The 20,716-nt window shown below is 43.7% G+C and carries 16 protein-coding genes and 2 pseudogenes; 9 read left to right on the forward strand and 9 right to left on the reverse strand.

All coding sequences use genetic code 11. The features are described from left to right. Window positions 1-45: 45 nt before the first annotated feature. The 3 genes from ACE1CD_RS14640 to ACE1CD_RS14650 all read left to right on the forward strand — a co-directional run bounded on the left by ACE1CD_RS14640 (window position 46) and on the right by ACE1CD_RS14650 (window position 1,262). Entirely contained in the window at window positions 46-207 is a 162-nt protein-coding gene (locus ACE1CD_RS14640; protein WP_374795484.1) for a hypothetical protein, read from the forward strand. 68 nt (window positions 208-275) lie between these two features. Then, a complete protein-coding gene (locus ACE1CD_RS14645; protein WP_374795485.1) occupies window positions 276-845 on the forward strand; it encodes an antibiotic biosynthesis monooxygenase in 570 nt (189 codons plus the stop codon). Between the two features lie 294 nt (window positions 846-1,139). Further along, window positions 1,140-1,262, forward strand: a complete 123-nt coding sequence (locus ACE1CD_RS14650) for a hypothetical protein (RefSeq protein WP_374795486.1) — start codon at window positions 1,140-1,142, stop codon at window positions 1,260-1,262. Between the two features lie 118 nt (window positions 1,263-1,380). Here the strand turns inward: ACE1CD_RS14650 and ACE1CD_RS14655 are convergent, their stop codons facing one another. From ACE1CD_RS14655 to ACE1CD_RS14675, 5 genes are all read right to left on the reverse strand, one after another. Beyond that, on the reverse strand, window positions 1,381-4,230 hold the full coding sequence (locus tag ACE1CD_RS14655) for a GUN4 domain-containing protein (RefSeq protein WP_374825045.1): 2,850 nt from the start codon (window positions 4,228-4,230) through the stop codon (window positions 1,381-1,383). 11 nt (window positions 4,231-4,241) lie between these two features. Continuing rightward, the gene (locus ACE1CD_RS14660; RefSeq protein ID WP_374825047.1) at window positions 4,242-4,565 is read right to left on the reverse strand and encodes a hypothetical protein; all 324 of its coding nucleotides are present in this window, start codon (window positions 4,563-4,565) and stop codon (window positions 4,242-4,244) included. A 260-nt stretch (window positions 4,566-4,825) separates the two neighbouring features. Further along, the gene (locus ACE1CD_RS14665; RefSeq protein ID WP_374825049.1) at window positions 4,826-5,422 is read right to left on the reverse strand and encodes a hypothetical protein; all 597 of its coding nucleotides are present in this window, start codon (window positions 5,420-5,422) and stop codon (window positions 4,826-4,828) included. A gap of 159 nt (window positions 5,423-5,581) precedes the next feature. After that, window positions 5,582-7,723 carry a glycosyltransferase gene (locus tag ACE1CD_RS14670; protein WP_374825051.1) on the reverse strand — a complete coding sequence of 714 codons (2,142 nt, stop codon included), beginning with the start codon at window positions 7,721-7,723 and terminating at the stop codon, window positions 5,582-5,584. 161 nt (window positions 7,724-7,884) lie between these two features. Then, window positions 7,885-9,234, reverse strand: coding sequence for an RNA-guided endonuclease InsQ/TnpB family protein (locus ACE1CD_RS14675; protein WP_374825053.1), 1,350 nt, complete (start codon window positions 9,232-9,234; stop codon window positions 7,885-7,887). 58 nt (window positions 9,235-9,292) lie between these two features. Here ACE1CD_RS14675 and tnpA point away from each other — a divergent pair, with 58 nt between their 5' ends. After that, window positions 9,293-9,706 carry an IS200/IS605 family transposase gene (tnpA, locus tag ACE1CD_RS14680; protein ID WP_374825055.1) on the forward strand — a complete coding sequence of 138 codons (414 nt, stop codon included), beginning with the start codon at window positions 9,293-9,295 and terminating at the stop codon, window positions 9,704-9,706. 134 nt (window positions 9,707-9,840) lie between these two features. On the opposite strand, the gene ACE1CD_RS14685 is transcribed toward tnpA, so the two are convergent. Continuing rightward, entirely contained in the window at window positions 9,841-10,290 is a 450-nt protein-coding gene (locus ACE1CD_RS14685) for a MarR family winged helix-turn-helix transcriptional regulator (RefSeq protein ID WP_374825057.1), read from the reverse strand. 101 nt (window positions 10,291-10,391) lie between these two features. Between ACE1CD_RS14685 and ACE1CD_RS14690 the strand changes: the two genes are divergently transcribed. The 3 genes and pseudogenes from ACE1CD_RS14690 to ACE1CD_RS14700 all read left to right on the forward strand — a co-directional run. After that, entirely contained in the window at window positions 10,392-10,565 is a 174-nt protein-coding gene (locus ACE1CD_RS14690; RefSeq protein WP_374825059.1) for a hypothetical protein, read from the forward strand. A gap of 3 nt (window positions 10,566-10,568) precedes the next feature. Continuing rightward, a complete protein-coding gene (locus ACE1CD_RS14695; protein WP_374795494.1) occupies window positions 10,569-11,267 on the forward strand; it encodes a glutathione S-transferase family protein in 699 nt (232 codons plus the stop codon). A gap of 76 nt (window positions 11,268-11,343) precedes the next feature. Next, window positions 11,344-11,590, forward strand: a pseudogene (locus ACE1CD_RS14700) (ISAs1 family transposase); the annotation flags it as partial. A gap of 84 nt (window positions 11,591-11,674) precedes the next feature. On the opposite strand, the gene ACE1CD_RS14705 reads toward ACE1CD_RS14700, so the two are convergent. Next, complete coding sequence (locus ACE1CD_RS14705; protein WP_374795495.1) at window positions 11,675-12,016, reverse strand: pirin family protein; 342 nt, start codon at window positions 12,014-12,016, stop codon at window positions 11,675-11,677. On the opposite strand from ACE1CD_RS14705, the gene ACE1CD_RS14710 reads away from it, so the two are divergent. Then, window positions 11,918-12,190, forward strand: a complete 273-nt coding sequence (locus ACE1CD_RS14710) for a hypothetical protein (protein ID WP_374795592.1) — start codon at window positions 11,918-11,920, stop codon at window positions 12,188-12,190. The two genes, ACE1CD_RS14705 and ACE1CD_RS14710, sit on opposite strands and share 99 nt — an antisense overlap. Window positions 12,191-12,513: 323 nt before the next feature. Here the strand turns inward: ACE1CD_RS14710 and ACE1CD_RS14715 are convergent, their stop codons facing one another. Then, window positions 12,514-19,167 carry an FG-GAP-like repeat-containing protein gene (locus ACE1CD_RS14715; RefSeq protein WP_374825193.1) on the reverse strand — a complete coding sequence of 2,218 codons (6,654 nt, stop codon included), beginning with the start codon at window positions 19,165-19,167 and terminating at the stop codon, window positions 12,514-12,516. Between the two features lie 36 nt (window positions 19,168-19,203). Further along, window positions 19,204-19,757: pseudogene (locus ACE1CD_RS14720) on the reverse strand (DUF4347 domain-containing protein); the annotation flags it as partial. A gap of 720 nt (window positions 19,758-20,477) precedes the next feature. Between ACE1CD_RS14720 and ACE1CD_RS14725 the strand changes: the two are divergent. Next, on the forward strand, window positions 20,478-20,696 hold the full coding sequence (locus ACE1CD_RS14725; RefSeq protein ID WP_374795497.1) for a hypothetical protein: 219 nt from the start codon (window positions 20,478-20,480) through the stop codon (window positions 20,694-20,696). The last annotated feature ends 20 nt before the right edge of the window (window positions 20,697-20,716 follow it).

The following is a 20,716-nucleotide window of genomic DNA, read 5'->3' on the forward strand; positions in this document are numbered from 1 at the left end:
CACACAAAATTAACTGTAGAAATCGCCACATGACTAAGATTTTAATTGTTACCACCAGCCACGATCGCTTCGTCGCTTATGGCTGACTTGCGATCGTTACTTCAAACCGTCACTCAAGCTAAAGATGAAACCCAACTGGCATTTATACTCAAGCCAGGGAGTATTTCGCCGCCAAACGAGCGGGATTGTTTTTCTTCGACGCGCTGACCGCTAAAATACGAGAACCCAATCTGCTTCCAGTCGATCTCATTGGCGTTAGAAGTTTATTAAAGACTATGAATGGCCTTACCTTCAACACTGAATACCACGTCACGGCTGTAATTACTCATCTCGTCAAACTAGGACGCTCCTCGGGATACGAGGAATGGATCGAAGGAATTATTCCAGTTGCGAAAACATTTAAAGGACATCTGGGAGTCAATATCTTACGACCCCAGAAGGGAGTACATCAGGAGTACATCATCGTGCTTCACTTCGATCGTCACGAAAACCTAAAAGCTTGGTTAGAGTCAGATGTACGTCGAGAATGGATCGAGCGTGTCAAACCTTTGATTCAAGAATCGGAGAATATACAAGTTATGACGGGGTTAGAAACTTGGTTTGAACTGCCTCGCCGACCTCAAAAATCTCCGCCCAAGCGTTACAAGATGGCGTTGCTCTCTTGGTTAGCAGTATTTTTTACGTTATCTACTGTCAGATATGTTTTGAAACCGTTGCTTGTACCCGTACCTGAGTTATTAGCGCAAGTCATCATCATTGGAATAGTCGTCTGGATAATGACTTACATCGTGATGCCCCAGATAACTCGACTGTTTTACAAATGGCTTTATCCGAACGCTCAGTAAAATCTATGAGTATTTGGTGCAGATATAGCAAGTCTAAGTGAGTTGTACAATGCAGAAAGTCGCTGATTTAGTTGGAAAAGCCAAACTTTTGAGTTAGAAATCGTGTCAAGTGAGTTGTGTTGGTAATTGCGCGAGCGTGCGCTAAAAAGGAGCTGGATCGTCTAAACCAAGCGATAAAATTAATGAACCTTGAATAGCACTCAACCCAAACGGTAAAACTGTTGTCACTAGGGAAGTAAATTACTACCCAAGGTGTTGAGTGCGAAGGAAAGGAAAAGACGTATTCCTGGACAAATGAAATTACCTTGGGACGAATGGGAAGCAACTGATTCGGAAATTCGCCAGGTGGCGGAAAAGTTTGTGATGGCTAATTGCTATGACCCGAAAGTAGCTGCACAGTTTTTTTATGATTCTTAGTTTGTACTGGTCTGTTAACCTGGCCATTCTGTCTTTAGAAGAACAGACCCAAGTGACAGACGGTGCCTGGTATCGAATTGGGGAAAAACCGATGATTTCGTGAAAATTAGTACCAAAATTAAGCTAGACACGAGAGAAGAAACGGTAACCCGTAACCCCGGACCATCGGAAGACCCCCCCCTCTCCACAAGCCACCAGCCACCATCCAGCCCGTAACGCGGTGGGCGGGCGGCGTGGCACAGCGGGCGGGCAAGTGGCCGAATGGAGCATCGTCAAATGGAGCATCGTCGTTAAACGTAAGTTCTCCCCATCTCCATCCTACTTTATCACCAAACTTCTCATATATTTCACTATCAGCATCTGGATGTCCGCCCACACTTTCCCAGATTTGCTTTTGAATGCTGAATCCAAAACGTCCTTGACTGTTATCAATCCAAAGTTGATCAATCTGTCTGAGGGTTTCACAGGGAAAATTTTTGCATACCTCGTACCAATATGTATAGCCTTCTTGCACCATCACTTGATAAAAAATCCAGGCAGTTTCCTCGTCAGCTTTTCTCCATTCTTGTTGACTTAAATAATCCTCTAATTGACGGCAAAGATTCTCTGTTGATAACTCATCTTTCAGTTGTCTCACTTCTGATTCTAAGGCTCGATCTGCCTCATGATTTTCAACTGCCAACATATCATAGAATCCCTGTCTGAATCGTTCTGTATTTTCGCGATCGCCAAACAATAACCGAAAAATCTCCTGCCACTTTTCCTCACTTCTATTTTCTTCATTTCCCCATAACTGATGTAATATTTTATGAGCATTATTATACAAAGAATAAACTGCTGGTGCTTCAGGAAGTCGGCTCTGGGGAATTATATGAGGTAAAATTCGAGAGACGCGAAAGACTTGATTTTCTTCTTGAACGTCAGGACTGATTTCAATGAGTCCTAGTTCTCGTGCCCGTTGTAATTGCTTTTGGTAATTAGGACGAGAATTAGAAACTCTTTCTAAAGCCGTCATTGGTACAGGAATTTCATAGATTAAGCAATGACTGAGAACCCGTTGTAAAGGCTCATCAATAAGCTGATACAGGTCTGGCCAAATAATTTTTTCTTTCCACTCTTCGGGACTTTGTTCTAGTCTTGTTAATTTAGCTGCTGCATCTGGTTTACCTAAAACTTCATCATTGAGATATTCCAGTAAGCGCGGATTGCCATCAGCTAAGGCTTTGGCTCTTTCAATGATTTGCGGCTCAATATTCTCACAATTAAAAGTCTTTAAACGATTGAGTTTCTTCTTTAAATCTGATTTGCGAAAAGCTTCTAAAGGCTGTTTATAGAAATAGTCTAATAAATCAGATTCAAAGTCATAGCGACAGGTAATAACAATCCGGTGGTTAGTGTAAGTTTCTTGAATTGCCCACACTAAAGCACTCAGCACTTGAGCAGCTTCCGGTTTGAGAACATATCTTCCTTGACGAGCCTCTAAATTCCATTCAAAGTCATCAAACACTAACAAAAAGGGCTTTTCACTCAGTTCACTAAATAGATTAGCCAGTTTATATTTCAGTTCTTCATGGCTATCTAACAGTTCTTGGCGGAGTTCCCGGAACTCTGGTTTGACTAATTTATCAGCTAACTTATTGACGATACCGGATTCATCAATTTGTCGCCACCCTATAACTTTTTCAAACTCAGATAAGCGGTCGCATAACCGGGCTGCAATGGTACTTTTTCCTAATCCGCCCATGCCATGAATTAAAACACCAATTTGTTCGGTGTTCGTCTTCAGGACTCGCAAGCAGTTTTGTAACTGACGACGACGACCAACAAACGTCTCGCGGGTAGCAACTCTGAGTTTCTTCTCCGGGTCTAAAAACTCTTGAACAACAGAACGACGAGGTACGGGTTTGGGTCCGCGCCTCACCAAAGCGCCTGGAATTGTTTCAGCGACATACAAACGCAATAAATGCCAATCTCGCACTTGTTTATCTTGCAATCGCATTCTTAACAGTGCTTGATAGGTGCAAGATAGTGCTTCTGTCACCGTCTTCCCGGCTGATAGTTCCTGATAGAGAATCCCCGCAGCTTTGGCTGCATCTGTATCTAAAACTTTTTCACCCCATCCTAAAACGGCAGTTGCCCCTTGTTTCAACAATTCTTCTGCCATTGATGGGATTGTGCCTTCATTTGTTAAGTACCCCGTCCGGCAACCTGAAAGAAAAATTAATTGAGGATATTGAAATTGTAATTCCGTCGCGATATCTGCGGCACTACTATATTTTGCCTCTCCAAATTCTGTCTCGGTAATAAAGTAGGCTTTTTCACCGCAAATTGTGGCATGACCCGTGATATGAACGATATCAAAGTAATTTTTTTCGTAATCTTCTACTAAATAACCTAATTCTTTAAGGCAACCACTTTCCTCAACAATTAAGCATAGAGGTTGGCGCTTCGTTGCTTCTAAAATTTGGGCTTCTTCTGCTTCAAAATCTAATTCGGGTTGAATTCCTAATGGAGAAGTTGCCATAAATAGAACATTCAAGGCTCTATTTGCTGGCTGTTCCTTTAGAGTCAGTTGTCTGTGGTTCTCATCCTTGACCCACCGAATCGGAACAATACCTGGTTTGCGTTCTACCAAAAAGCCTTTCCCATCATGGAGGATTTCCCAAGGCAAATGAGCCAGCCCTTCAGATGCAGCAATGGCTAATATAATTCCTTCCCGTTTATGTTGGTTAATGGCATTTTGAAGAATGCGATCTGTCCCATCTAACCAGTTATAAAGTAACTGACCTGTTTTGGTATAGTCTTCAGGAAGTAGGGTATAGTAATCAGTTTCTGACCGTTCAATCAAGTCAGCAATTTGTGTTAGAGGCAGTTGGCAGTACTGGTAATTGTTGGGGTTATCCCAGAAGTAACGGAACTCAGCATACTTATTCCCAATAAGTTTTAGGTCAATGTGGAGAATTTCCATTGCTGCCTACTCTAATTTTTTAAAATTTCCTGAATCTGCTCTACCGTCGCATCTTTGAGCAACAGCCGCTTACCACTGGGAGAAACAATCAGAACTTTTTCAATTTTTGGCTCAGTAGAACCTGACAATGATTTCTGATACTTCTGAGACCATTTGTAAAGTTTTTCAGAAATCGTGATGGTGCCGCCGATGATACCAACAATGGTGGCAATCGTAGCGAGGGTGCCTTCTTTTTCGGTTTCATCTATAATTTCATAGCTGCCTTGCAGTCCTTCAATTGCCAACAGTTCTCCTGTGGCTTTGACTGCATCTCGTCCTTGGATTTCAATTTGCATCTCGTTATACTCCTAAAAAGCTATCAGTCGGAATGATGGGGAATCCTGACGGCAATTTGAGATTGAGTCATAATCCGGAATATTCCGATATTGCCAAAACTAAATTTTGCATGGCGATATTTAGTAAATTCTTCAGTTTTTCTTCCCATCAGGATGAAATGGGAAAATTTTGTGCTGGAGAGTAGACACCAGTTTGCATTTACTCCGTTCCCGCCAGAAGATTTTGTATTTCTGGCGGGAACGGAGTAACTCTTTCAAGCTTAGTCATCAAAGAAACTGAACCACTTGGTATCGGCAAATTCGCGTTTGAGTTCCGTATAATTGGCAACTATCTGTGCCAATGCTGGGGTTGCCCGCTTCTTAGTTCCAGGTTCAAGATTTACTGGTGTAAGATTAAGAAACGATTGAATGCGGCCCATAGTCTCTGTGTAGCGATCGCACAAATCCTCATAAGTAACAGTTATCAGCGGGTGGTCAGAGAATCTCGCATCAAACTCGGCAATCTTAGCCTCCTGCTTCTGGAAGTCCCGGATCAGTAGATCCTTGTCAAAGTGGAGTGATGCTGGCGGATTCCCTTCCAGATCCTGATTCTTCATCAACTGAACAGAGAGATAACGACGCAAGAGATTTTGGCGACGGAGACTGATCGCAGCTAGATGCTTGTCCTGTTCAAGAAGCGACCAAAGATCCGGCCAGTTACCGAACCTTGCCCCACAACGGTGTAATAGAAAACCGACGCAAGAGTGCATCATATTTTGTGGAGTGAAGATATAGTTAGCAAGAATCTCGGCAGCTGGAGTATCAGGCGTAAAGTCATACTTGCTCTCGGTATAGTCTGGATTGAACATCTCAGTCATACATACGACTTGAGGATGATTGTCTAGACTCGTCCGCAGCATATGCGTCCCTGACCTCGGAGAACTCAAAACAAAATAACGCTTGGTTTCTGCCATTGAATTAATGATTAATTGATGAACAACTAGATAATTTTTAATTACGAATTACGAATTATTTACTCACATCCATTTTGTTCGCAAAGCTTGTCCAAAATCTTTGATTGCTTCCATATATTGCGATCCATACCTTTTGGTTGGCTCGATATGGCTATTTTCATGGTATTCATTAAAAGTAGATACAAGCACCAGTTGTGGCATCACAGATTGACGAAGCACAAACTCTGTCATGCTATGGAGAGTTTTTCCCTGATTTCGGTCAACACAACGAAATCGATTGTTGCTCCTGCGAATATCGGTTAGATGGCGATCGTCATAGCCTGGGCTGACTGTTACCGTGCGAATTCCCTTGTTGCTACAATCCGATCGCCGATATGCCTGTGCCCAAACACTCTGCCAATTCTCAGAAGATGCTACTTCCAGAGGTGAAAAAAGTGCCCACGAATCAAATAGCCCAAAGGTCAGATACAACGATTCTGTATCTGAAGGTAGCCTCAAACTACAAGCGATTCGCAAGAATCCATCAGTCGCCGCTTTCAGATTGTCAATCTCAGTTCGTTGTCCGTCCCAAACGCTAGTCCAAAATAAGAACATTACTGGTTGGGATTTAAACTTGAAATAGTTGGGTGAGTTTGACAGATCTCTGATGGTAGCGATCGCCCGCTCTAATCCATCATCGGAAGGCTCGTAGGGACACAGTTGAATTGCAATACGGATTTGGGATCTGGTTAGTTCCGCAACATGAAACATCCGAATCAGTCCAGCCAACTCATGCTCATTCACACCGTTTGAATCAATATGCAGGTTGGCAACCAGAAAGTCTATGCCATGTCGCTCCATCAATTCAAAATGATATTTCAGGGCATCACCATCTAGCGACGAATAAAACCCGATTTCGGGCATATCATCAACCGCTCCGAATTCCAAATTGTCGTTCCAATGAAGATTGCCAGATCCATCTCCATACCAGCAATAATATTGGACTCCCAGCAGCGGACAAAATGCCGCAGTTTCATCATCCCCCTGCTTGTATTCCTGTGGATAAGTATTAAACGTGGACTCAATAATTTTAATTAGCTGATTCGCCGAGTTGTTCCAGCTATATTGCTGGGCTTTTCTCCAACCAGCTTCACCCATCGCTCTAGCTAAATCAATGTCACGCGCCAGCAGGTTCATCCGATCGGCCAGTTTTTGAGGACGCGGCGACACCAGTAGGGCACATTGAGGGTCAACAACCTCTGTATATCCTCCCTCATTGACTGCAATCAAGGGACGGCCATGAGCCAATGCTTCTAGAGGAACAATGCCGAACGGTTCGCGTGCTGCCGCGAAAACAACAGCACGACAAGCATTGTACTCTGCTTCCAACTCTGCTTTTGACAGTCCGTGCTTGAAACAAACGCGATCGCTGATACCAAGGGACACAGCTATTCGTTCAAGTTTCTCACGTTCAGGGCCATCTCCGACAATCACCAGCCTTGCATCCGGTATCATCGCCAGTGCCTCAATAATCATCTTCACTCGTTTATGTGGCCAGAGTTGACCAACGGTGAGGAACTGGACATTCGGCGAAAGCTCAACGATCTGGTTGGCACATACAACGCCTGGGTAAACTACGTCTGCAACGATTCGTCCATAAACCTGTGACAAATACTGAGCAACATAGTGACTGTTCGCAACTATGCGGTCTGGATTGCCCAGCTTGTCAAACATTCCCAGCGCGTTCATGGTTGCTTCGTAAACCCGCGATGGAACATCATCGTAGGTGAACTTCGGGTAAACGTGAACCTTCCACACATCAGATGTAATCGAGTCATTGGGAAGCTGACTGAGCCGCAGATCTTCCAGCATACGGGGGGGTTCGTGCGGATACCACACCATCGGGTGTCGGTCAATCAGATGACAAGGCCAAAGATGAGTATGGTAAATGTCATGTGTACCGATTTCCTGTTGCCACAGTTTGGGCAGCAAGGTGCCGTTCAAGAAGAACGCATGATCCCCTTGAAAGTAAGGTGAAAGTTGCACAAATTTGAAGCGAGTCTCTGGGCAGAACTCGCGCACGACCCGATCGTTGATGGACGTGGCATAAAGTGTAATGCGATGGTGGTGTTGCCAATGAGCGAGGCACTCGATGACAACTCGTTCGGCACCTCCATACTTGACGAGTTCGGGAATGATGATTGCGAGATCGAGGGGGTGTTCCATAAAGCGGGCAAATAACTAAAATTTAGACTGACTGCGCCTTAGAGTGCATACAATTACCCATCATTTTGGTAGCATTTTAAACCCAGGTTCAATTGCTACTGTGTATCATTTAAGTCACTTGGGTACGGTGTTCGGCTCATAGTGTAATGAACTACCGCAACCTAAGAGGATTGCGGTTTCTGTCGCTTCCAGAGCCAAACTTGCCCCCATCCGCCAGTAGCCTGTGGTGTAGAAGTAGAGGTTTGGCATCCACGATTAAATGCGCTGGTTCCCAACGCATACGACACCATCACTTGTGATGCAGCTACGTCTCTGTCGCACTGGTAGCCACACTCCGAACATTGATGAATACGTTCGGACAAATCTTTCTTTTTCTGATAATGACAATTAGGACAAGTTTGAGAAGGCTTAACTTTTTTAGTCGGAACTTTAACTAAAAAACCATCAACTTCTTGCAATTTATACTCGATTGCCGAAGTTAACATTCCAATTCCCACATCCAGCATTGAACGGTTAAGTCCAGTTTTTTGCTGTTTACGTTTATTCCCCTTCTTGGCTTTTTTGGTCATCCCTTTTAAATTGAGTTCTTCCGTCGCTACCATGCTATGACAACTAACAATCTGTGCAGCAACTTTATGAACCCAATCCCGCCTTTGATTGGCCACCTTGGTATGTAATTTGCTTACCTTTTTAGCCGCTTTTTTCCATCGCTTTGAAGCCTTAACTTTCTTCTTAAAGTTGGGCGCTCTCCTCCGAGATTTCTGTTTGGAAACTTGGCGGATTTTCTCAATAGTTTTAGCTAAGAACTTCGGATTTTCAATTGTTTTGCCATCGCTCATAGCTACGGCATGATAGACCCCGAAATCCAACCCAATTGCACCATTCCCAGTTTCTCTAACTGGTGTGCATTCTACTGTTATAGATGCGTACCATTTACCGTGGCGATAAACTATTGTGCAAGTAGTTGGGGTTCCCCAGGTTCTTGTTTTTCCACGCATCTGAATTGACAGTTTTAAATCAGTCAATTCTAGATAGCCATTATCACCAGTGGTATGGATTTTCCAGCCAGCTTTATCGGGGTAACTCCATCCAGAATAATGCCTGATTGACTTAAACTTTGGCCTACCGCGTAGTCCTTTAAAGAAGGACTGGTAGGCTAGATCGACGCGCTTTAACGTTGCCTGTAAAGTGTGTGAACCGAGTTGCTTGTATTCAGGCCATACTTCTTTAAAAGCAGGAAGAGAGTTTTGTTGCTCAAGGTAATTAACCGAGTGACCAAACTTTTCGTATTGGGTTTTACGATTAGCTATTGCCGCATTGTATAAATCTTTATGCAGCTTTCTTGCATAAAATAATTTCTTTAATGCTATTGGCTTTGGGTATAGCCTAAATGTCGCTCGTCTAATCACAACATCACCCCCCTTTGCTATATTGAGCTTAACATCAGATATAGGTAATGTCAATGACTGCGAGAAAGGGAGCTCATTCGGTTTTCTCCAAACAAGCTGCATTTGGTGTTTGTCACTAAATACAGACGCCAAATTTTCACCGCTCAAATCCGGGGATAGGATGAGCGAGATATTTGCTCATGTCTGCATAAAAACTAAGTGCAGACTAATTGAGTTTAATGGAGAGCTAGACCATGTGCATTTGTTGGTTGATTTCCACCCAGATAACAATATATCAGCGTTTACAGTCAGCCTTAAAAGTGCATCAAGTCGCATCATCAGAAATGAGTTTAGCGAAGATCTAGCTAAGTTTTACCGCCAGCCAGTTCTTTGGTCTAGCTCCTATTATGTAGCTTCGACTGGCGGCGCTCCACTTGAGAAAGTCAAAGAGTACATCAAGTCTGGTGGATTCCCCTCAAAATTGATTGTAATTTTAAGTGGCATCGAGCCACTTAAAATTACCGCTATCCTTCCCCACCTTGTAAGAAGGTGGGGACTGCCGCGATTCGTTCACGTTTTCTGCTTTTTGAGTTGATTATCTTTTTTAATGCGAATCACTCTTGATCGCCTTTAGATTTTCTTTAGAAACACCCTGGCTACAAATACAAAGTTTTTTCTGGTTCTTCCGTAGTTAGTGTGCTTAGGTGACCCTAAACAGCATTACCAGAATTATCTTTCATCCAATGTTTCCAGCATAGCAGACAAAGCTTGGGTAAAAACTGCTACATCTGCTTCAGTTAAGTGACGACCGAAGTAGCGAGCAATACTGCGAGCATAAATCGTCCACATTTTTTGCTGCATGGACAATCCGGCTTCCGTTAATACAGCAAATGCACCTCGCCGATCGTCCGCACAAGCTTCCCGTCGAATCAGTCCGGCTGTTTCCAGGCGATCGACTAACCGCGTTACATTGGTGCGGTTAACCAGCAATACTTGCGCCAATTCACTCAAACGCAACCGTCGATCGGGAGCCTGCTTTAGCGCTACTAACACATCGTACCACTCAAAAGTCGGCAGTCCAGCCTGCCGAAAATCTTGCTCTACCCGCTCCAACAAGCGAGTATGAACCGTCAAAAATAGCCGCCATAGAGAGTTTCGAGCCGGATCGAGTTGAGCCATTCATTTGCCAAAATAATTTCTTTTGTAATTATTGCATTTGTAACTAAATTGGTGTTATAACCAGATTAGTTACAAATGTAATCATCTCAGAAGTAACTAAGTTGCCAGATTTCTCGATAGTGGCGGCAATTCTGGCGTGGCTATGGTTCGGTCAAACCTTAACACTACTGCAAATTGTAGGTGACGTTCTGATTATTGTCGCTGTTACTACCCTGCAACTGAAAGGGACTCTACTTTCTGAGGATTTACACATCGAACAACACTCAAGGAGTTAAATAGTGTCTATTCCAGAGTTAGAACTTGTTAGTCATCATCTGTGTCCTTATGTTCAACGAGCAGTAATTACGTTATTAGAGAAAGATATTCCTCACCAACGCACTTACATCGATCTATCAAATAAACCAGATTGGTTTTGTCAAATTTCTCCACTAGGCAAAGTTCCTTTGTTGAAAGTCGGTGATGAGGTTTTGTTTGAATCCGCCGTTATTTGCGAGTATTTGGATGAAATTACGCCCGGTTCGCTCCATCCAACCGATCCGCTGAATAAAGCGAAACATCGCGCTTGGATTGAATTTGGTTCCAGCATTCTGAATGCGATCGCGGGATTTTATAATGCTGCAACAGCGGAAAGTTTCGAGCAAAAGCGTCTCGAACTGATAGATAAATTTGCGTGGATCGACCATCACTGGCAAGGGAGTCGCTATTTTGCAGGTGATGAATTTTCATTAGTTGATGCCGTCTATGGACCAATCTTCCGTTACTTTGATGTGTTTGACGCGCTCGCCGATTTCGAGGTGTTTGCAAACACACCCAATGTTCGAGCTTGGCGACAAGCTTTGCACGTTCGTCCTTCCATTCAACAAGCAGTCAGTAAAGATTATCCGCAACAATTACTGACGTTTTTGAAGCAGCGGAGTTCTTACTTGTCTACGCTAGTGGATGCCGAAACTGCTCAGATACCCCTCAGCTTTGTTTAAAATAAATTTGAAGAAACAGTTCGTCTAATTGCATTTAATCAAGACGAACTGAATCGATTTATAGCTGAAAGTCTTTTTAAATCCAGATAAATTTCAAGAGTGCTTCTTGAATTGGATTCAATCTATTAGTAAACTAACCCAAGGGGAAGTGATAGCTATTGACGGCAAAACATTACGTCATTCTTACGATACTGCCAGTAATACTGCGGCAATCCACATGATAAACGCTTGGGCTACCAGAAATCGATTGGTATTAGGCTAAAAAAAAAGTCAATGCCAAGTCTAACGAGATTACAGCCATTCCAGAATTACTAAAAGTTTTATCCTACAGGGTAAAAAAATATCACTAAACAAATTGTAGAACAAGGAGGAGATTAGTTTTTAGTAAAAAAGAGAACGCGATCGCTTCACTTTTTGGTAAGAGAATTGACAAACATCTGCAAACCATGACAGTCTACCCCAGCCCTTTCTGGGACTTCTTCATGGAGCATACCAGACCCCGCCTGAGTCCAATGCAAGTCCCCCGGTGCAATGCGAGAGCGATCGCCCAAACTGTCGCGATTGATAAAAGCCCCTTCTGAATCTTCAAACATATAAGTGACTGCAGAAAATCCCGCGTGGGGATGGGGCTTAAAGGTCGGTTGCGACATATGAAAATCAACCAGATTCAAGAACGGATCGAGCGAAACCCCCAGTTGATCGTGCAAGTTATAGTCAGAAAACCCATTTCTATGGGACTGCTCAGTCAATCGGGCTGTGCTTTTGATACCTCGAAATTACATGGGTCTAATTTATGGATAAAAGGACTGACTAACGAATTGAGATACAGCGGAAACCGCTGTAATGAGGTACTGGCATTTTCCTTACAATTTAGCACACTAAGTACGGGAGAACCAAAATTTCCGGAAGTTAGGAATAGATGAAATTAGTTTAGTCAAAGGACAAGGCAAGTTTATCGTAGTCTTAGTGTACTAACAGATTCGATATCTCTCCGGCTGAAATTACTATCCCTTGGGACTGGAGCAATTTGAGTATGAGCAAGTTCTAATTTTGCACACTAAGTACGGAAGAACCGTACTTCTATTGAAATGGCGAAGAAATGATGCGGTTGAAGGAGTCAATCAATTCTCAAATGTGCGAAGCACTTCAGGTAAAAGAGTAATTAGGACTTATCCAGGCGAAGCGACTGTATAAGTCCTAATTGCTTAAGTTAAAAACTGAAAAATCGGCCTAATTCACCTTAATATTAGGACAATGCGCTCGTTACAGCCCGACCCTCAGCCATACCGCGTTTGAGAAAATGTTCCAAACCGCTGTGGAAAATACCTGACCTGACAGCCACCGCTACATCTGAATTTTGAGCCAGATAAGAAGTATTATCAAACAAGATACTGGGGTCGCGGCTTTCCGATAAACCAAACCAAACAAAGTGTTCAAAAGCATTGCGGAAAACTCCTCGACTAACCGCTTCAGCAACATCCTGATTTTTGGCTAAATAGAAAGTGGGATCGAAGGTTTCTGAGATAACATTAAACAGAGTAAATGGGTTGCGACCTTCAGACATACCAAATCGAACTAGGTGTTCGATTCCACTCCCTAAACTGCCACGGCGTACTGCCTCTGCCACATCAGAATTTTGGGATAGATAGAAAGTTTGCAACCTGGTATACTCAGAAGTTCCTTCGCGATTTTCAGCCATTCCATACTTGACAAAATGTTCAAAACCGCTGTGGAAAAAGCCTTGGCCAACAGCCGCAGCTACATCGCTATTTTTATTTAGATAGTCAGTCGCAAACATGGCACTGGGATTGCGGCCTTCAGCCCAACCAAATTGCCTGAAATGTGCTAAAGCATCGGGGAATAATTTATTGGCGATCGCATCTGCAACATCTTTATATTGTTGGAGATAAAAGTCGCTATCAAACAGGAGAGTAGAGTCAAACTTAGGTAAGCGGTTAATAATTGGAACAGCAGTCACACCCGGAATTGTAGCTGTTTGAATTTGGGTATCCAAAGCTGCACCAGTATTTTCAGCGATTACCTCATTTATTGATTTAGCCCCAGATGCAGATGCTTTGAAATCTAAAGTTATCTCACCCAGCGCTAACTTTTGCACGCGGGCAATTTGTTGGTGAATTGACTCAGGCGCGGTATTGGCAGCAATCTTATCGATGCGTTGATTTACCTGTGCCATTACGTTAGCGGCAGATGCAATAAATTCAGCGTTTACAGCCGGGTTAAAAGCGGGGGAAAATTTTTGTGCTTTACTGACAGACTCTTCAATAATTACCGCCAATTGTTCGGGATTGCTGAAATCTAGGATAACACCAGATTCAATTTGATTGACGATCGCACCCACAATACCCTGTACAATCTCATTCTTAGCAGTGACAGTATTTTGGGGTAATCCCAAAGCACCATCGATTAAACCCTTAGTTTGAGTGATAAAGTTTTGCACCTTCACCATTGCTGCCAAGACTTCCACGCCACCAGGTTCGTTATCATTAATAGCAGCGATCGGATCTAAACTGGTAAGATTGACATCAGATGGCAGAGAGAGCGCTGCTTTTACTTGGGATTCTGCTTCATCGGGGTTCATCCCGCGATCGATCGATTCTGCTACCAGACTGGTTAATAAAGTTACCACACTGGCATAAGATGGGGCGCTGAGAGGAGTTTCCAAAGGCAATCCAGTAGCAGTATCAGTACCGCCGTAAGCCACAAACTTACCTTCTTCTGGGTCGAATTGACCGTTATTATTAGTATCGAAATCAGGAGAAATATCTAGGTGATAAGCACCTGAATTATCAGTAGTTGTCGATGGTTCATTGTCATCGATTACACCATTTTTGTTGGCATCAAAGAAGATGGTAGAACCAGCAATGTAACCATCTATCGCCCAGCCGCTACCGTCTTTGTACATCAAAAAGTCTTGGTTTCTACTGGCACCCCAAGAGTCTGTAGCAGTTAACTTCACATCGAAGGATTGCCAATTGCTTGGAGGAGTAGAAACCTGAGTGAAGGTGATGCTATTGTTGTTGGAGTTAAAGGAAAATTGCAACCAATTGGGTAAAGGTTCCCCGTTGCTCTTAGTTGCTGTGTAAGTTAAGCGATCGCCATCAGGGTCAGTGTATACATTAGAGATAGTTACTGCTCCATTCGTAGGATAACGGAACGAATCATGCAGATGAATTATCTCTTGCGGTGGATTGTTGAACGGTTCGTTATCCGCAATGGTAACTGTGCCACTGTTAGCGTTACCTATTGTGTAAGCGCTATTAGCAGCTAAGGTAAGAATTGCGGTTTCATTACCTTCTCGCAAAGTATCATCGATAACGTTAATAGGTAAGTTGACACTACTTTGACCTACTGGAATGACGATATTGCCGGGAAGATTGTTGTAATCAGTGCCTTTGGTAGCAGTTCCTCCAGTGGTGTAGTTAACTGTCAGGGAATTAGTGGTACTACCAGTACGAGAAATGGTAAATTGTCCGGGATTAGGTGTTTGTCCGTTAACTACTTCCGCAGCATTGGCATCTGTAGCACTGATAGTGACGACGCTGGGTGGATTTGAGGTAATTAAAGTGTAGTTACCTGTATCGCCGCTATAGAAACTGGTAACTCGCACTAGATAATTGATACCAGGTTGTACGGTGAGAGAGAGTTGGGAGTTGCGACCTCCGCCACTGTCATCATCAGAAGTAATTTCCCGACCCGTATCTGCATTTATCACTTGCAGGTAAGTATCAAATGAAGAAGCATAAGCATTAAGGTTGATTTGAATCGTCTGTCCGGGAGTCACCCCAACCAAACGATAATCATCCTTATAGCTACCAGAACGGGTGGGGTTATTGGGGTCGGTGGGACTCAATGTCGCATTAATAGTTTGAGTGCCACCAATTGTAGGAATGTTAATTGCGGGTTCATTGTCAGCAATAGTAACAGTGGCACTATTACTATTACCGAGATTATAAGCACTATTGCCAATTAAGGTAAGCGACACTATTTCGTTGCCTTCTGCCTGGTTATCGTCGATAACATTAATAGGCAAGTTAGCGCTGCTAGCACCTGCTGGGATGGTAATGCTACTGGCGAGAGAATTGTAATCTTGACCGTTGCTGGCAGTTCCGCCAATTGTATAGTTAACTGTCAGCGAGTTAGCAGTGTTACCTGTACGAGAAATGGTAAATTGTCCTGAGTTAGGAGTTTGTCCGCTAACTACTTCGGCAGCGTTAACTACTTCGGCAGCATTGGCATTTGGGTAACTGTTAGTAGTGATGCTAACCGTGGATGGCGTTGCGTTGACGGCAGTAAAACTTCCTTCTGTGGCAAAAGGTGAACCCGCCCAAGCACTATCAATCCCTTGCACACTCCAGTAATAAGTTTGTCCCGGAGTTAAATTGTTTAGCTGCCAACTGGTTTTCATGTTGGTATTGCCCAGTTGCGGTACTTGCCGATAACCCGTGTTGAGAGACATCGGGGCAAAAACATCGTTACCACCTGGAGTAGTGCCGACTCGCAGGTTATAGCCTAAACCAGTAGTGGGAGTTTGAGCATCAGTCGCTGGATTCCAGTTTAAGGTGACTGCTGTGCCAGAAGTTGTAGCTGATAGCCCTGTGGGTGTAGTGGGTGGAGTGTTGGCAGTCAGGACGTTGTTGCGGTACACTTTGCTGATGTAATCTGAACCAGTGCTGCCCGTAAGTAGGATATCCAATTTGCCATCATTGTCGTAATCTCCCCAGGCAGCGGAACCCCCAGCAACACCAGTCAGTCCGGCATTGATATCGGTAAAGCCACTGCCCGTGTTGCGGTATACTTTGCTGATGAAACGTAAACCAGTGTCAATCTGGCCTGTGAGTAGGATATCTAATTTGCCATCATTGTCGTAATCTCCCCAAGCAGCGGAACTGCCGACAACACCAGTCAGTCCGGCATTGATGTCGGTAAAGCCATTCCCCGTGTTGCGGTACACTTTGCTGATGAAACCTGAACCATTGCCCGTGAGTAGGATATCCAATTTGCCATCATTGTCGTAATCTCCCCAGGCGACGGAACTGTCGTAAACACCAGTCAACCCAGCATTGATGTCGGTAAAGCCACTGCCTGTGTTGCGGTACACTTTGCTGATGGGACTTGAACCACTCCCGCCCGTAAGTAGAATATCCAATTTGCCATCATTGTCGTAATCTCCCCAGGCAACCGAACTGGCGAAAACACCAGTCAGTCCGGCATTGATGTCGGTAAAGCCACTGCCTGTGTTGCGGTACACTTTGCTGATGCGACCGCCTGAATCAGTCTGGCCCGTGAGTAGGATATCCAATTTGCCATCATTGTCGTAATCTCCCCAGGCGGAACTGCCGCTAACACCAGTCAGTCCGGCATTGATATCGGTAAAGCCACTGCCCGTGTTGCGGTACACTTTGCTGATGGAACCTGAACCAGTGTAGCCCGTAAGTAGGATATCTAATTTGCCATCATTGTCGTAATCTCCCCAGGCAGCAGAACCGGTTTCAACACCAGTCAGTCCGGCATTGATGTCGGTAAAGCCACTGCCCGTGTTGCGGTACACTTTGCTGATGCGGCCTGAACCAGTCCAGCCTGTGAGTAGAATATCTAATTTGCCATCATTGTCGTAATCTCCCCAGGCGACGGAACTGCCGGCAACACCAGTCAGTCCGGCATTGATGTCAGTAAAAGGCTCATTGTTCTCAATTCTCAAATTCCCCAGTGGGGCTATATCATCATTACTAATTGTCAAAGTCGCCGTATTCTGACTACCAATTGTCGCCCCACCTGTAACACTCCCAGAAATTAACTCCAAATTCACCGTTTCATCCGGTTCAACGGTAGTATCGCCATTGATGGGAATAATCACCGTCTTAGCAGCAGTATCTCCATCGGCAAAATTAACAGTAATCGGAAAGACATTACTGTTGTAATCACTGGCATCAGCAGTACCCGCATTACTGGGATTAACTCGCGCCTGCACGCTTACCGCGCCACTGCTACCACCTGTACGATTAACGGTAACTGCCGTAGCATTTACCAAACCGCCGCTATTCCCTTCTGGTACGCTGAAATTAGCTGCACTGAATTGCAAAGTACCTGGTTGAGGCGCAATATCGTCATTAATAATCGTAGTCGTAGCACTACTATTGGAAATTGTCGGAGTCTGCCCAGGTGCTACCGGATTCGATAAACTGACAATGACTGTTTCATCGGGTTCAAATGCCGTATCACCAACAACATTCATCGCGATAGTTTTCTGCGTTTCACCTGCGGCAAAGTTAATCGTGCCAGTTGTGCCAGTTGCCCCAGAAGTTCCGCCAATATTGTTGTAATCGCTGTTATTAGTAGCAGTACCAGCAATGGCAAAATCTACCGTACTCGCCGCATCAATCCCGCCAGCACGACTAACAGTGAAAGTCAGAGGATTGCTACCGCTATTACCTTCGGGAATACTAACAACACCAGCACTAACGGCGTAATTAATTCCATCATTCGCCGCAATAGTCAGCGTGGTTTGTTTGGTCGTACCCGCAGCAGCACCAGTAATATTTCCCAAATCGAGAACTACAGTTTCATCGGCTTCAGGAATATTGTCAGGTTTGATAGTTACGGCAATATTTTGAGTTAAAGCAGCACCAGTAGCACCTGCGGCGAAAACAACAGAAGTAGTAGAAAGATTGTAATCGTTACTTGCGCCTTCTGTGGCAGTGCTGGTAGCATTAATTGCGATCGGTACTGTCACATCAGCCGTAGGAGTAGCGCTGAGAGTAACGGGAATATTAACTATCGTATCGCTGCTTCCTTCTGTACCTGAATAAGTAGCAGCACCAAAATTCACCAAAGTTGTACTATTCAGCAGCACCGAAACATCTCTGGAACTAAAATTCGCTGCTGCTATATCCAACAAACCATCTTGATTAAAATTGCCAACAGTAACTCCTTGGGGACTTGAACCGACGCTATAGTTGGAAGCAGCACCAAAGCTACCTTTTCCATCTCCCAATATCACAGAAACATTGCCAGATTGATTATTTGCTGTCACTAAATCGAGTTTTCCATCTCCGTCCAAATCACCATTAGCTATGTAAAGTGGCTGTGTCGCGACGCCAAAAAAGGAAGGACTGCCAAAACTACCCGCGCCATCTCCTAATAGAACGGAAACGTTGTTATCATTCAAATTCGCAGTAGCTAAATCTAGCTTGTTGTCTGAGTTGAAGTCACCGACAGTAATTCCTCTAGGAGTTGTCCCCAAGTTCAAGTTAGTCGCAGGATTAAAACTACCATCGCCTTTCCCTAACAAAATAGAAATGCTGGTGGAACCATAGTTGGCTGTGGCTAAATCAGATTTACCATCTTGATTTAAATCAGCTACAACTACAGAAAAAGGTGTTGTATCCGTACCAAAGCTGGTAGCAGCATTAAAGGTTCCATCGCCTTTACCTAGCAAAATGGAAACGTCGTTAGAACTGTTGTTTGTGGTGACTAAATCAGCTTTACCATCTGCATTAAAATCACCTACAGCTAGAGAGGATGGGCTGTTGCCAGTGTTAAAGTTGGTGATAGCACCAAAAGTACCCGTACCATCTCCTAACATGATGGAAATTTTGTTAGTTTGTTGGCTAGCTGAGGCGATGTCAGATTTGCCGTCTCCGTTGAAGTCTGCGACAGCAACCGTAAAGGTTTCTGGGTCTACAGTTAAGTAATTCGTTGTACCGAAAGTACCCGTACCTGTTCCTAACAAAACGCAGAGAGTGTTGAAAGTGCTGGCTGCAACTAAATCGAGTTTGTTATCTCCGTTTAAGTCGGCTGTTACGACGGAACGAAGACTAATTACTGCTGGATAGTTGGTGGTTGGTGCGAAACCGAGGAGAATAGAATTGTAACCCGCCATTGTTTCGGATTGAAACGCTAAGGGTGCTTCAATTGTTCCGGTTTTCGCTTCTAAATTCCAGTCACCGCCTAATGCTTTACTTCCGGTTAAATTATCGGAGGCGGCGATATCTGCATCGGTTATCTGACTGAGATTTTGGATGAAGGAATTTCCTTTTTCTCCTGCTGCAACATTGCAACCATATAGGAGAATATCTGCATCCGGTGTCAGCGCATTTTTCCACTCTTCCAAAGAGGTGCGATATTGATTCAGATTGTCTAAATCCAGGTGCGCCGTTCCCAATTGCAAGCTTCGTCGCCGTGAGAAATGATGTGGGCGCTACTAATTTCTGTGCGATTTGCTAAGATTTGGGTAATTTGTTGTACTCCATCTCGCGTGGGGTCGAGGAGTACAATTTCAGTGTTGGGAACTATTCCAGCAACCAGGTTTTGGTAATCTCCAACTGTTGGATCGATAAACGCAATATTTTTGATTCCTGCGATTTGATTCAATGGTTGAAAATCACCTTGCATATTAATCAAGTATGAATTTTGATTAATTGCCAATGGGTTATCATCAGAAAACATCCTGCTGCTTTCAGGTAATTCCATAAGTTTACTTATTCCTTTTTGGTGACAAAGTGTTAAGCGTTGGTTTGCTATAAATGCACTGCTAAATGGTTTATCCCCTGGGTTTTCTTAATTAGCCAGTGCCGAGCGCTATCTCAACAATGCTCTTAGTCTGCTGTATCAAACTCTAAATTGGGTCGAAAATTTACAATTTTTTACAATTGTAAAAAATTGTAAATTTAATGTTTGTTTATTGTATGCGTTACGTATGAGTTTTGAGTATGCGATCGCAAACATGGTTCAACTCTGGACGCTAAATTCTCGCAAACAACACAGATTTTTTCTAAAGGGAAAACATAACCTCCCTGACTCATTAACAATTTATAAGCTGCCCATTGGCTTGGTTCGTGAGCTAAATTTAAGACAGAAATACAAAAATATAGCTGACTGGGAATCCAAAGACATACTGTCAAAAAAGTAAATTTTTGGTTCGTTTAAGTTGAGTGCAAAATATGCTGCTTTATGACTTCGGTATGACTTTGGGATGAAGGGTAATAATCAGTACAAGTACCACGGTTGAGCTATGGTAAGACTGATAGGGCGATCGCTCATTTGGCTGCTTTTGCAATAAGGCAACCCTGTTGCTGAAAGCCTCATATATCCAAAATCCCTGATTTGTCAGGATTTCACCAGCTCAGTTTAGAATCGGTTTGCGATCGTTGTAAAATTGATCTTGACAAACGCATAGCCCTTATGTAGCTTATGACTACTCTTAAAGCTTCTCAAGGCGGACTGGCCAAAATCAAACAAAAAAGAAATGAATTAGGGTGGGCTGTAAGCAACCACAAATGGCTGGAGTCAGCCAGTCAAGTTTTAGGAATAAACTGGGAAGAAAAAGGCTATTTAGCCGATGGTATTTCAGAAGGTACTTGGAGTCGCTTCTTAGGCGGAAAACGCATCAACTCTCCAGCTTTTACGTAATCTCAATGAGGAATCGTAAG

The sequence above is a fragment of the Aerosakkonema sp. BLCC-F183 genome, assembly GCF_041929145.1.
GTDB lineage: Bacteria > Cyanobacteriota > Cyanobacteriia > Cyanobacteriales > Aerosakkonemataceae > Aerosakkonema.